14 protein-coding genes are annotated in these 13,224 nt (G+C 60.1%); 1 reads left to right on the forward strand and 13 read right to left on the reverse strand.

The genetic code is table 11. The features are described 5' to 3' along the window. Positions 1 to 33: 33 nt before the first annotated feature. From ACQK2M_RS20875 to ACQK2M_RS20920, 10 genes are all read right to left on the reverse strand, one after another. Positions 34 to 1,041: a proline racemase family protein gene (locus ACQK2M_RS20875; protein ID WP_425419391.1), complete on the reverse strand. Its 1,008-nt coding sequence runs from the start codon at positions 1,039 to 1,041 to the stop codon at positions 34 to 36. After that, positions 1,041 to 1,958, reverse strand: coding sequence for a 4-hydroxy-tetrahydrodipicolinate synthase (gene dapA, locus ACQK2M_RS20880; protein WP_425419392.1), 918 nt, complete (start codon positions 1,956 to 1,958; stop codon positions 1,041 to 1,043). Before dapA ends, ACQK2M_RS20875 begins: the two co-directional genes overlap by 1 nt. Positions 1,959 to 1,978: 20 nt before the next feature. After that, a complete protein-coding gene (locus ACQK2M_RS20885; protein ID WP_425419393.1) occupies positions 1,979 to 2,797 on the reverse strand; it encodes an amino acid ABC transporter ATP-binding protein in 819 nt (272 codons plus the stop codon). Next, positions 2,797 to 3,447, reverse strand: a complete 651-nt coding sequence (locus ACQK2M_RS20890; RefSeq protein ID WP_425419394.1) for an amino acid ABC transporter permease — start codon at positions 3,445 to 3,447, stop codon at positions 2,797 to 2,799. The genes ACQK2M_RS20885 and ACQK2M_RS20890 overlap by 1 nt, the downstream gene beginning before the upstream one ends. A gap of 64 nt (positions 3,448 to 3,511) precedes the next feature. Beyond that, the gene (locus ACQK2M_RS20895; protein WP_223476148.1) at positions 3,512 to 4,303 is read right to left on the reverse strand and encodes a transporter substrate-binding domain-containing protein; all 792 of its coding nucleotides are present in this window, start codon (positions 4,301 to 4,303) and stop codon (positions 3,512 to 3,514) included. 83 nt (positions 4,304 to 4,386) lie between these two features. After that, positions 4,387 to 6,267: a proline racemase family protein gene (locus tag ACQK2M_RS20900; RefSeq protein ID WP_425419395.1), complete on the reverse strand. Its 1,881-nt coding sequence runs from the start codon at positions 6,265 to 6,267 to the stop codon at positions 4,387 to 4,389. Between the two features lie 612 nt (positions 6,268 to 6,879). Continuing rightward, positions 6,880 to 7,005 carry a hypothetical protein gene (locus ACQK2M_RS20905; protein WP_425419396.1) on the reverse strand — a complete coding sequence of 42 codons (126 nt, stop codon included), beginning with the start codon at positions 7,003 to 7,005 and terminating at the stop codon, positions 6,880 to 6,882. 7 nt (positions 7,006 to 7,012) lie between these two features. After that, positions 7,013 to 7,147: a hypothetical protein gene (locus tag ACQK2M_RS20910; RefSeq protein WP_425419397.1), complete on the reverse strand. Its 135-nt coding sequence runs from the start codon at positions 7,145 to 7,147 to the stop codon at positions 7,013 to 7,015. A gap of 55 nt (positions 7,148 to 7,202) precedes the next feature. Next, on the reverse strand, positions 7,203 to 7,997 hold the full coding sequence (locus tag ACQK2M_RS20915) for an enoyl-CoA hydratase (protein ID WP_425419398.1): 795 nt from the start codon (positions 7,995 to 7,997) through the stop codon (positions 7,203 to 7,205). Between the two features lie 101 nt (positions 7,998 to 8,098). Beyond that, positions 8,099 to 8,749: a glutathione S-transferase N-terminal domain-containing protein gene (locus ACQK2M_RS20920; RefSeq protein ID WP_223476151.1), complete on the reverse strand. Its 651-nt coding sequence runs from the start codon at positions 8,747 to 8,749 to the stop codon at positions 8,099 to 8,101. Positions 8,750 to 9,121: 372 nt separating this feature from the next. Between ACQK2M_RS20920 and ACQK2M_RS20925 the strand changes: the two genes are divergently transcribed. Beyond that, a complete protein-coding gene (locus ACQK2M_RS20925; protein WP_425419399.1) occupies positions 9,122 to 9,925 on the forward strand; it encodes a TetR/AcrR family transcriptional regulator in 804 nt (267 codons plus the stop codon). Here ACQK2M_RS20925 and ACQK2M_RS20930 read toward each other — a convergent pair. The 3 genes from ACQK2M_RS20930 to ACQK2M_RS20940 are packed head-to-tail and all read right to left on the reverse strand — an operon-like array spanning position 9,868 to position 13,087. Then, complete coding sequence (locus tag ACQK2M_RS20930; RefSeq protein ID WP_425419400.1) at positions 9,868 to 11,505, reverse strand: rhodanese-like domain-containing protein; 1,638 nt, start codon at positions 11,503 to 11,505, stop codon at positions 9,868 to 9,870. The genes ACQK2M_RS20925 and ACQK2M_RS20930 overlap by 58 nt on opposite strands. Continuing rightward, positions 11,492 to 12,100, reverse strand: a complete 609-nt coding sequence (locus tag ACQK2M_RS20935) for a hypothetical protein (RefSeq protein WP_425419401.1) — start codon at positions 12,098 to 12,100, stop codon at positions 11,492 to 11,494. Before ACQK2M_RS20935 ends, ACQK2M_RS20930 begins: the two co-directional genes overlap by 14 nt. Positions 12,101 to 12,115: 15 nt before the next feature. Next, a complete protein-coding gene (locus tag ACQK2M_RS20940) occupies positions 12,116 to 13,087 on the reverse strand; it encodes an NAD-dependent epimerase/dehydratase family protein (RefSeq protein ID WP_425419402.1) in 972 nt (323 codons plus the stop codon). Between the last annotated feature and the right edge of the window lie 137 nt (positions 13,088 to 13,224).

Consider the following 13,224-nt stretch of genomic DNA (forward strand, 5'->3'; position numbering starts at 1 on the left):
ATGATAAGCTCATGATAACTCCTTGCGATCCGCTCAAACGCCGGTCAGGCGAAAGCCATTCGGGAACGGATCATTTGGATCGAGGAAAAAGTTGAATGTGCCGGTGAGATAGGCAGATCCCGTCACCGTACAGGTGATCGCCGGGAGGTCACCCACCGTCGTTTCTCCGGTAACATTTCCAGTGAAGACCGTGTCGAGTATGCCGGAGTGACGGAAACGATCACCTGGCTTCAGTTCGCCACGCGCAGCCAGCATTGCCATTCTCGATGCGGTACCGGTTCCGCAGGGCGACCGGTCGATCACGGTCGGCGGGCAGATGACGGCATTCTTGCCGTCACATGTCTCGCCGTCGCCATCCTGGATGATTTCGATCTGGTAAATCTCGTTGATGTGCGACAGCGTCGGATGCTGGACCGGATGATCCTTGAGGCCATCGCGCAGCTCCGATGCGGCGCCGACGATTTCCCACGCACGCTCCGGCGAGATTTCGAGGCCGAGGTCACTTGCCTTGACGATCAGATAGAAGTCGCCGCCGTAAGCAATATCGGCCCGCACTTTGCCGAAGCTCTTCGTCTCCACGAGGATGTTTTCCTTGTAGAGAAAGCTGGCCGGCATCTCGAGCGTGACGGAAACCGCGCGGCCACCCTCCACCTGAAGCCGGGCGGGCACGACACCGGCAGGCGTGTCGAGCCGGACGAGAACTTCTCCGTCCTTTGCATCGACATAGCCCGCTTCGACCGCGATCGTCGCGACAGCCATCGCGCAGTGTCCACACATCGGCGGGTAGGTATCCGGCTCCAGGATGATCATGCCGATGTCCGCGTCTTCCGAGCACGCTTCCGTCAGCACTGCGGCGGGCATGTTGAAGCTGCCGCGCGGCTCGAACAGAACCAGCTGCCGCAGCCAGTCGCGCGTCATCAGATCGGCGCGCTTTTCGACCATCGTCTTACCGCGGATCGGGCCAAATCCGGACGTGATCAGCCGCAGCGGACAACCCGCCGTATGCGAGTCGACGCCCTGAATGATACGGGAACTGCGCATCAGGCGTGTTCTCCGGCTTGCTTGATCGCCGCGGCGACATTGTTGTCGGCGAGAATTGTCTCGACCTTCGCCATCTGGTCAGCGGTGAACGGTAATAGCGGCTCGCGGGGCAGGCCGGCACTTTGGCCGAGCGTGTTCATCACCGCCTTGATGCCGGCGTAGTAGCTGCCCTGCTTGAAGCAGGCGTAGATGGCAAAGAGCGCCGGCTCCAGGCGATCGATCGTCGCCTGATCATTTGCGGCACAGGCATCGAAATACGTACGGACCAGTCGTCCGGACAGCTGGTGCGCCATGGCGACGACGCCGACGGCTCCAACGCTCAGGGCCGGACGGATCATCGTCTCGTAACCCACGAAGACACTGAGCCTGTCGCCGAGCCGGCGCGCCAATTCGCTGACCTGAACGATATCGCCCGAACTGTCCTTGATGGCGGCAACCGTCGGCAGCTCCGCAAGCTCGCTCACGAGTTGCACGTCAAGCCCGACGCCTGCCCGGCGGGGTGAATTGTAAAGCATGACCGGCAGGCCGCTGGCAGAGCACAGCTGCTTGAAATAGTGCAGCGTCTCGCGTCGGTCCGGCATCGCATAGAGCGGCGGCATGGCGAGGACACCATCAAGGCCGAGCTTTTCCGATGTGCGTGCGAGTTCCATCGCATTGGCCGGGAGAAGGTCCGAGACACCGGCGATGACGGGCACGCGTCCATTCGAGAATTTGGCGGTCTGCCCGAGCAGTTCGGCGCGCTCCGCCATGGTCAAGGCGTAGAACTCTCCGGTGCTTCCGCAGGCGATAAGGCCGTCCGCACCGTTTTCGATGTTCGTTTCGACCTGTTTTTCGTAGGTGGCGAAATCGATCTTACCGTCCGTATCAAAAGGGGTGATGAGGACGCTGTGGATTCCGGACCATTTCGGCGTGTGCATGTTTATTCCTGTTCAGATTATTAGCTGACGAACGGCTTCATGAGCTGTGCCGTCTGGTGAAAGCGGTTTACGAATCCCTTGACCCGGTCATTGGGCGGATTCATCAGGATTTCGTGCGGGGCGCCCTCCGCACAGATCGTCCCCTGATCGAGGAAGACTGTGCGTTTTGCGACTTCCAGCGCGAAACCAAGTTCGTGCGTGACGACGATCATCGTCATCCCCTCTTTCGCGAGGTCGATCATCGTGTTGAGGACTTCGCCAACCAGTTCGGGATCGAGCGCCGAAGTGGGCTCGTCGAAAAGCATGACCTCCGGCTCCATGTTGAGAGCGCGGGCGATCGAAACCCGTTGTTTCTGGCCGCCTGAAAGGTTGTCGGGCCGCCGGTCGGCATATTCCGCCATGCCAACCTTCTCGAGAAGGGACATGGCGCGGTCCCTGTTGGTCTTCTCCGCCTCTTTCTTGACGGTCCGAGGCCCTTCCATGACGTTGGCAAGAACGGTCATGTGCGGGAACAGATTGAACTGCTGGAAGACCATCCCGATGTGACTGCGGATGGCGTTGGTCTTGGCGGACGACAGCTTGAGGACGTCCTTTCCGGAGTCATGTTGAAAGAACGGCTCACCGTTGAGCGAGATACGCCCGTGATTGGGATGAGCGAGCAGGTTGAGGCAACGCAGGAGTGTTGTCTTACCGGACCCGCTGGATCCGATGAGTGCCACGACGTCTCCACGCCCTACCGTAAGATCAAGCCCCTTGAGGACCTTCGACTCGCCGAAGGACAGATGAAGATCTTCAACCGCTATGACTGCGTTGTCGGTTTTCTTGTTGTCGTCACGCATTATCTTGGCCCTTTGTCCTCGAGGCGTCGCGCGATGTAGGTGAGCGGGACCAGTACGATCAGGAAGATCACGGCGACTGCGGTGTAGGTCTCAAGCGGACGATACGTGAACGAGGCTATGTAATCGGCCTGATAGAGAAGGTCCGGCACGGTGATGACCGACAGAAGTGTCGTGTTCTTGAGCTGAATGATCATCTGCCCCGCAAGCGGCGGAATCATCCGACGGAGCGCCTGCGGCAGGATGATGCGAGTCAGTTTTTGCCGATAAGACATACCGAGCGCGACAGCGGCGTCGCTCTGTCCCGGATCGATCGACTGAATGCCGGCCCGGAATATCTCTGCGAAATATGCGGCGCCATACAGGCTCAAGGCGAGAATGCCGGCGGATTCCTTGCTGATGTTGATGCCCATGAAGATCGGCAGGGCGTAATAGGCCCACAACAACCAGACCAGAAGCGGGATATTCCGGAAGAACTCGACGAATAACCGTCCGACAAGGACAGTTAATCGCGCTGACGTTAACTGCATCAATGCGACGATCAGACCAATCGCGAGCCCAAGGGCAGAGGTGATCACGGTGTACTTGATGGTGATCCACAACCCCATGAGGAGAAGATGGGAATTTTGCTCAATGACGGACCAATCAAACATGATGGCTTTCCGATTTCAGTTTTAGCTGCCGACACTGACATGAAGCAGTGTCGGCATGTGTTGATCAGAAGCTGAAGTCGCCCGGCAGGACCGACATATCGAGGCCTGCGTCTTCGAACGACTTGGCGAGCTTGCCCTGTGCAAGGCCAAGCGAGCGCTGCTGTGACGTCCAGTTTTCGAGCCAGTTGATCCAACCCGCGTTACCGGCTTCACGCCGCACGCCGATCACCGCCGTGTTGGTCAGCGCCGGTGTGGGAACGAACACATCGCCTTCAACCTCTGGCGCAACCTGGATCGCATCAAAGCTCGCCAGGAGCATCGCGTCGGCGCGACCGGAGTTGATTTCGAGGACGCCGAGAGGACGCGTACCGACAACGATGATTTCCGCCTTCGGTGTCAGAGCTTCCGCGACCACCTGCATGGTGCTGCCCTTCTGGACGGCAAGGCGGACGGACGGATCGTTGAGTTCAGCCCAGCTCGTTTTTTCGAAGCCCTTTTTGGCAACGATCGTCCACGGTCCGTAGAAAAGCGGGGTTGTCGTGTAGTCGACGACGAGGCCGCGCTGCGGGTTCGGGTTCAGGCCGATTGCGATATCAACCTTCTGCGACTGGAAATCAGCTGCAAGGTTGCCCCAGGTCGTCTCAACGAACTCAAGGTCAACGCCGAGGATGTCAGCGATTTCCTCGCCCCACTCAACGTAAAAACCGCTCCATTCGCCGGTTTGCGGATCCTTGATGTAGCTTGGCTCCTCGCCGGTGATGACGGGAAACTTCAGAACGCCAGAATCGCGAATCCTGTCGAGTACAAGTGAGGGATCTTCCGCGTGAGCAGGTTGAAGTGTGGCCGCGGCCACCATGGCGAATGCGCCGAACGCAACTGCCAAGGATTTCAGCTTTTTGATTAGCATTTACCTGTGCCTCCTTTTGAAGGGTTTTTGGTTCAAGTCCCGAGGAAACCGCGCTTCAGGGGGTCTTCCGGCTCAACGATGAGCGTGGAAACGCCGTTGAGATGCGCACGCCCCGAGATATTCGGGACGCATACGAGGCGCCCATCGGTCGCCTTCGCAATGCTGATGATTTCGCCGCTGAGGCGGCCGCCAAAGATACTTTCAGCCTCGATCTTCCGGCCGGTATCCAGCGTGCCGCGTGTCGCCTCCAGCGCCATGCAGGCGGACAGGCCTGTCACGCCGGGCGAACGGTCGTAGCGATGCCGATCGATGGCAAGAAAGAGACGCCGCGTGCCCGCATCCGGCTTCCTGAACAACAGGACATTGTCGATCGGCGGATGCGATGAGACCGCCTTCGCGGTGTAGGCCTGCTTCAGCGCAGCGCCGAGCGAAAGGAGATCATCGAGATTTTCCGAATTGAGGTCGATGTCCGCCTGATCGCAGTCAATGAGCAACTGGCACGAACCGCCACCGACAAGTGCGCCCTCGAAGGTTCTGCCGCCCTGCTCGATCTCGATACCGTCCTGCAGGACGAACGTACCCGGCATTTCGACGTCGATCTCATCGCGTGTGCGACGCAGCTTCACCGCGACTGTGGCGCCGGGCATTTCGATTGTAAAATCGGTGCGCCCTTCCAGCCGGTTCAGCGCCGACAGCGCCTTCGCGTAACCGAAGATCGCATGGCCGCACAAAGACGGATAACCATAGGACGTTATGAAAAACGCGCCGAAATCCGCTGTCTGAGACGCGAAGGGAATTAACCCGAACGAGCCCGTGTGGCCGCGCGGTTCCTGCAGCAGAAGGTTGCGCAGATGGTCGTATTTTTCGCGAAATGCTTCTGCCTTTTCAGCGGCCGTCTCGCCATCCAGCCCCTCGAGCGCTTCGATGAGAATGCGTGTCGGATGGCCGGCGGTGTGGGTCTCCATGACCCGGTAGGTTTCGCACCCCTCCTGCAACTGCAGATCAAGCGCACCTTCTCCGAGGCCGTCGCTGTGACTGGTGCCTAGCTCCAGCCGACGCCCGCCACCCCGGAACTGCATCGCCGAAGCGCGCGCGCTGTCCGTGTTGACCCACAGAACTACCGCCTTCCCGGCGCCGGGGTTACGCCAGCGGTGCTCTGTGGAACTGCTGAAATAGGCGCTGTCACCGGAACGAAGGAGAACCGGATCACGAGCGCCCAGCGTGACTTCCAACTCACCGGAGAGCACATGGAGAAGCTCTTCACCATCGTGGGAGTAAAATCCGTCGCTCTCGCGGCCTGACTCGATCGTCCAGAGCTCGACGTCCATCATGCGCTCTGCGACGGTCACCTGCTCGATGGATACACCCGGCCCGAATGTGCCGACGATGCGCCCACCGCCTTTCCTGACGAATGGCAGATTGTCGTTGCTCGTTCCGCCCAGCAGCTCGGCCAGCGACTTGCCGAAAACATCGGCAACCGCGCTTAGCCGCGCCGGCGACAGGAACGCCGCGCCGCGTTCGAACATGCTGAGATGCGAAACCGTGATGTCGGTCTTGACGGACAGATCCCTCAGCGACATGCGCGCGAGCTTTCTCATCTCGCGCACCTTCGCACCGATCTTGTTGTAATCTATCGGGAGGCGCTGGACCTTGCTTTCATCAGCTTCATCCGCCTTCGGAAGCGGATCGGATGAGATTTTCTTGCGTATTGCAGAGAGGCTTTGCCCCTCAATCCGCCGGAGCTTTTCAATCTTGCGAATGCGTTCGATGTCTTCCGATGAGAACGAACGATGCCCGCTCTCGGATTTATGCGGCTGAACCAGGCCGAGACTTTCCCATGACCTGAGCGTCGAAACCGAGACGCCGCCCATCTTGGCCGCGTGGCCAATCGAAAAGGGGCGCCGTTGGTTCACTGGATCAGACATAAAACCTACATATCATCCGTAGATATATTGAATTTTGCAGATCGTATGTTGATATTTTGAACGAGTCAAGGGCAGGAGACACCGGCTTTTGACGCAGAGGCATCCGACGTGGCGGCATCGGCAATGCCGGCGCATTGGCCACAGGTGCGATTGGAGGGGCTTTAAAGCTCCCTAAGGGAAGCCGATGGCATGGACCGCCGAGCTTGCGCTTCTCGCGATGGATGAAAGTGTCTCGTCAGACGGCCATGTGAAAATTGAACCGCCCCCCCGGGGTTTGCCGGAAGCTGGTTGGAGCGGGCCGTCGGACAAACTCCACAGCCTCCGCTTCCCGAGAACGCCCTGCCCCATGCCGCAAGAAGCTGGCGCCACTCGTTGGGAGCGCCGCTGCGGTTGTGCTTGAACTTCTGTCGGCCAGGGAGGCGGCATTTCTGGCTGAAACGAATGTAGACCAGGCCATGAATGGCGGCGCGCTTCTACACACTTATCACGCGCCGAAATCCCGGTATCGCCCGTTCTCGTCTTCGTAACGGAAGGGCTGATTTCTGTTCTGTGGTTGATCCATCGGCCGCCGGTTTCACGGCGGCTTGCGTCGATGCCGGTTTACCGCATCGCGGCGCCAAAAGGCTTCAGCTTGTCGGTGACGATTGCCTCTGGCTTCAGCTGCTTTCGCGGCAATTCCAATGCCGTTTCTGCATCTCGGCGCCTAGTGACAACAGCATCAAGCACCGCACCGTCATGGACGACTGCCCGCGAAAGGCAGGCGGATGACTTCGCGCGGCGTCTTGAAATAGCGAAACGGATTGATCCTGCTCATGCCCAGTCGCGACGAAACCGCCCTCGACTGCTCAAGACCGGTTTCTTCTGACAAGGCAGTCTCGACGCAAGCATCGCCTGCATTCGGATTTCACGGCGACGCCAAGCTGCTATTTTCGGTCTGAGCGTATCGCTTTGGAAAGCCCTTTGGCGCGTATTGCGGCGAACTCTTCGGTCTCATGGCTGAGCTGATGAAGCTCGAAATGAGCTTCCAAGGCCGAACGCATGCCCTGCACGTCGAAGGTGCGATTCAGGGAACGCTTCAGGAGGCGCAGGGCAAAGGGCGGTGCCGCCGCGATCTTGGCGGCCTCCGCAAGAGCGGCGGCATCGAGGTCGTCTCGCGGAACTACGCTGTTGACCATCCCGATCCTAAGCGCGTCTTCGGCCTTCAGGCGACCACCGGTGAAAAGGAGATGTTTTGCCTGGCGCAAGCCCATCACCCAGGGGTGAATCAACACCTCGATCGAAGCGGTTGCGAGCGTGTGGCAAACGGGATCGGCGAAGAAGGCGTCGTCGGATGCGATTACCAGGTCGCACATATTGGCCATCATGAAGCCGCCGGCGACACAGGCCCCCTGAACCTGCGCGATCGTCGGCTTCGGGCTGTCCCAGATGCGGATGCAGTAGTCGAAATATCGCAGGGATTCATAGGCCCAGCGCTCCTCGACCGTGAAATTCGCCCGCTTCGCCTGCGCCTCCTTGAGGTCATGCCCCGCCGAGAAGTGCTTCCCCTTGCCCGCTATGATGATGACGCGGATATCGTCGTCGGCTTCGGCTCGGGTGAAGGCCGCATCCATTTCGTCGAGAAGAAGCTGGCTCTCCGCGTTGCTCGCTTCGGGACGGTTATGGGAGATGCGCGCGACGTTATCGAGCTTCTCGTAGGTAATGCATTCGTAGTCCGCCATGACGTTCCGCCTATCGGTCTTTTCTTGCTGTCAATTGTTGCGTTGGGCCGGACCACCTTTGGCGATACCGGCCCGGCCGTTTCCGAAATCAGACGGAACGATCACCGCGAGGCTGCTGCGAGCTTCTTCACCAGCAAATCAGATTCGACGAAATCGTGTTTCTTGAAAGCCGGACGAAGCTTGAGCTCGTCATACCAGGCGGCCAGGCCCGGATGATCCGCACGCCAATCCTTCTGACCCCAGCGGAAATCCAGATAGGCGAGCGCGTTGGAACACGCCACGGTTCCGACGGTCATTGACGCGGACACGCTTTCGATTTCACGTTCGAGGCAGTCGAGCCCCTCGTCGACCTTGCTCAACTGCTTGGAGATGCGCTCCGGCATCTGCTTGTCCGCCGGACGGGACAGCTCCTGCCGGGCGAAGATCGCCGCGTCGACCATCCCGTCACCCAGCGCCTCGTAGCGCAGGGCCTTCCACAACTCGTCGGGATCCGTGGGATAGAAGGAATTCCCGGCATCGCCGAAGGCATCAACATAGCGGCAGATCACCCGCGAATCGAAAATCGCGAAACCCGGCTCGATGACCAGCGCCGGCATTTTCGCAAGCGGGTTCTCCCGAACGATCCCTGCCTGCCCTTCCGGGGTGAACGGCGAAATGAACTCGAAAACGTCATCCTTACCGTGCTCGGCCGCAATGATGAGCACCTTCCTGGAATAAGGGCAGTTGGAATCGTGATACATCTTGAACTTCATGGTCTCCCCCGACTTTGCATGGACCGGGATCCGGTCAAACGGCCGCATGGCCGGCCATGCCTCACGCTAGCAAGCCGCCGCCACATTGTCCAGAATTGTTTCAAACGTTTGTTGTAATTTTTGAATGCATGCGGCCTACCGAGAGGCCTTTGAAGGACCCTTCCCCCACCATCGCACCAACCTTGCGCCGGCGCATTTGACGGGGAACGCCGGTGCATTGCGCTTCGGCCGGCACGGCAAATAGCGCTTTCCGGCCAAAGCAAAATCGGAAACCGTTGTTTAAACGTTTGATAAAAAACTGTATCTGTCGGATCGTGCTTCGGATATCACGTTGAGCGCGATCTCTTGATGGAACAGAGCCCGGATAAATAGATGCCAGAAACCATGAAGCGCGGCGAAAAAGCCGGAAATTCGGCGGGCAAGAAAGCCGCTCCGCGCAAGGGCGATATACCGCCGACAAAGGAACGTATCCTTGACGCCGCCGAACGACTATTTGTCCGATACGGATACAAGGGCGTGTCCATGCGCCTCCTCACCCGGGAGAGCAAGGTCAATCTGGGCGCGGTACATTACCATTTCGGCGGGATGGAAAGCGTTCTCCGCGCGCTGTTTGAAAAGCACATCGTACCGCTCAATCAGGAACGTCACGAGCTTCTGGACAAGTGCCTGGCGGAGGAGGCCGACACTTATACGAGTGTTCGGAATTTGATCGAGGCCTATATCCGTCCTTCGCTGCGCTATCCAGCCAGTTCCAAGCCGCCCAAGAGCCTGTTCGCGAGGCTGCAGGCGCAGCTTTCCGTCGACCCCTCGCCCGAAGTCCGACGCGTCATCGACCGGGGATATGACGAGATCGGCACCAGGTTCGCCCGGATGCTGCGGGCGCATTGCCCTCACCTGGCGGACCATGAATTCTTCTGGCGATTGAACTGCTTGTACGGAACAATGTTCTACACCCAGGCCGATACCGGACGGACACAGAAGATCGCCGAACTCATGGGCGTCGAATTCGACCAGACCGACCGGGCGGATGACATCACGCTGATCGCCGGTTTCCTCGCTTCGGGATTTCTCGCGCCGGCCGTCGACACAAGCACATCGCCCGCCGCGACGGCAAAATCTCAATCCGGCAAGTCACCTTCCGGCAAGTCTTCGTCCGGCAACGCAAAGGGCAAATAGTCCTCCGTTCGCGCCGTGTTGACGAGCGCGACCTCCCAATCGATGTAGCCCTTCATGGCCGCCAGAAGATCGGCCGACCCGTCATAGATCGAACGGCGCATGTCGTGCGCGGGATGCAACAGCGAGCGCGCGCCGGCCTCCAGCGCGAACCCCGCTTCGCGCCAAGCCCGGTTGCCGCCGCGCAGCACCGCAACCGGTCCGGCGAAAAGCTCGGAGACCTCGGGTTTTGCCAGCATCGCGCGGACGCCGTTTTCGCTGGTGAGCACGACAAGCCGCGGCTGGCCGAGCCTTTCAATCGCCTCGGGCGAAAGCTTCGACCGGATCGCGAAATGCGCGCCCGGTACATGGCCCCTCTCGTAGTCGAGGCTGGATGAGAGATCGATCACGGCGGCTTCCCCGCCGGCCAGCATCCGATCCAGCGCTTCCGGCTCCACCAGCCCGGCCGGATCGAACCCCGCCGGACATCCGTTATCCTTGTCCGGTTCGGCCGCAAGCAGCGGCTGCGCGCAACGGTCCAGCCGAATCCATGCGATGTCCCGCCAACCCATGCGCCACAACCAATATGCGGCGAAGGCGGCCCGGTCGCCCAGATCGTCGAAAAGAACGACCCTGGCGTTGCGGACGGCCATGAAACGGTCGGTTTCCTGCACCAACTGCCCGGCCGGCGCATGGCGTGCCAGCGGATGATGGCCGGTATCGAATTCGGCCGCGGAGCGCACATCGAAGAAATAGGTCGACCGGCTTTGGGAATGCGCGATCAATTCCGCCAAACCAGCCTCGTCGATTTCCCGCGCCCGGCTCGCGCCATACAGGCGGTCGAGTGCGAGAGGCAGGCCAGAGCCGGCCGACTGAGGCGGCTTATGGGAAGCCTGTTCCGGGCCAGGGACTGTTTCCCGCCCCGATAATCGCCAGCCGATCGTCCCGTTCTCGAGCACCGAAACCGGGTGAGGCAGCCCCGCCGCAACCACGGTCTGCGCGGCGATGATGCCGCGCGTTCGCCCGCCACAATGCAGGACGACCAGCTTTCCGGCGTCGACGGCAATGTCCGGCAAGGAACGCAGAAGCTCGCCCGCCGGAATGTTTATCGAGCCGGGCAAGGTCGATCGGCGGTATTCGTCGGGCGGGCGGACATCGACGACGATCGCGCCTTCGCTCTCCTGTTGCGCGCCGGCGAGTTGTTCGGCTGTCACCGACTTCAAGCCGGCATCGTGCTCTACGACTTCGCCAAACAGCTTGCTGAAGGCGTGGATCCCGGTGAATGCGGAATAGCCGGCACCGACCCAGCCCGACAGCCCGCCGTCGAGAACGGAGACATCCTCATATCCGAGCGACGCCAGCTTTCGCGCCGCGCGAACCGCCAATCCGTTTTCCTCCGCCGCGTCGTCATCCTTGACCACGACGGGTGACGCCTTGCACGGCACGAGCGCCGGGACAGCCATTTCCAGCGAACTCAACGGACAGGACGATGCCAGCAGCGCGTGGCCCCGGCAAAAATCCCACTGCTCACGCACATCGAGAAGGGCGATCTCCTCACCATTCCGATAACGGCGCGCAACCTCCCGGGCCTCAATCCGCCGCACGTCCGGCCGCCAGATCGAAACGTCTGATGTTGGGCCGATGGGCGAAGTAGCTCCATTCGCCGGACGACTCTGAATAAAACATGCGCTCGGTCGTCTTCTCGAACGGCATGCCGTAACAGTGAAAGCTGAAGAAGCGTTCCGGCGTCTTCTCGATGCGGATCGAATGCAAGTCCTCCGGCATCATCATGATCGCCGTTCCGTTCTCGACAACGCGGTGATCGGTGGCGACAGGCCGCCCATCGCCATCGCGCGTGTAGAACTGGTTGAACTCGGCTCCGCGCAATCCGGCGATGACCGCCCAGGTCGTATGGAAATGGACAGGCGTCGTCAGGCCGGCGGGAGCGACACTGACATAGAGCGTCGGCCCGTCATTTTCGCAGCGGAACAGCTCGAACATGTTGGAATTGCGCTTCGGATCGTCCGGAGGCGCGAAATGTTCGGGCTGGAAGCATTCCGGATGTGCGGTCAGCCCGAGAAGCGTCTGCCGGACCCGATCGAGCCTCGCGCGATCGATCGTGTTCGACGAAACGATCGCGTTGACGCGATTCATCACGTCACTGACGAGTTTTTGACGTTCTTCCGTGATGGATGACATGAGACTCCCCCCCGTTCAGTCGCAGTAATCGTCGACGAAATGATCGATGATGGCATTTGCGTCCGCATCGGCTTCGAGGCCGCTCTCCAGCGCCCAACGATTGTCGACCGCCTGCGGCCTGCCCTTGAATATCCGCGCTATTGCGGGGTCTGCCTTCCAGGACAGCGCACCGACCTCACGGCCGCCTCTGTTTCCGACGGCGGCAGCCAGTTCGCTGACACTCACATTGAGCGACGGCATGTTGATCACGCGGCCTTCCGTCAGCTGTTCGGCCGCGAGATCGTTCACGCGAACCGACATTTCGGCGGCTTTGTGCGCCGAGGTGACGGGCATCCGGAGTTCCGGATCGAAGGGAATCGCGAAATCGGCTCCAAGCATCGGCTCCCGAATGATGCCCGACATTGTCCCAGACACGGAGGTGTCGTTGCGCCCGGGGCGCGTCAAAACCATCGGATAGCGCAAGCCGCGCCCGTCGATCGCGCCAGTGCGCGAGAAATCGTCGATCAGCAGCTCCCCGATCGCCTTGTGGCTGCCGTAGGAACTGACCGGGGCGTGACGGGTGAAGTTGTCGATCGTGTCATGACCGTTCGCGTAAACACCGATCGAACTGGCGAAGAAGAATTTCGGCTTCGTGCCGAGCATGCGGCACCGTTCCAGCAGATCGATCGTCGCGCGTACGTTGAAGTTCAGTGCCGCGGAGAAATCCTTCGACGCATCGGCCTTGAGCATCGCTGCGAAATGAAAGACCGCACCGCATTCCGGCGTGATCACGGATTCCAGAATTTGCGGGCTGGTGATGTCGCCGACGACCTGCCTGACACGCCCGTCCGACGCCCATGACTGGGAAACGGCATTCAGGTCGGCGACGACGAGTTCGGAAATCTCCCGGGTCCGGCCAGATGAATCCGTGAACGTACCCTGCTGCAGGAGAACCCGGGCAACGTGAGATCCGAGAAAACCACCGCCACCTGTCAAGACTACCCGCACATCATTCCTCCCAATCAGAACTTTTCGGGCGCCGCACCTCCCTGCGTCCAGCGCCGCGCCGGATGCTAACAGAGGGATATTTTTCTATCAATCGTTTGTTTTAATTTTTGACATCTTTGTTTCCTTAAATGGCGATG

This window comes from Oricola indica (assembly GCF_965227485.1).
GTDB classification, from domain to species: domain Bacteria; phylum Pseudomonadota; class Alphaproteobacteria; order Rhizobiales; family Rhizobiaceae; genus Oricola; species Oricola indica.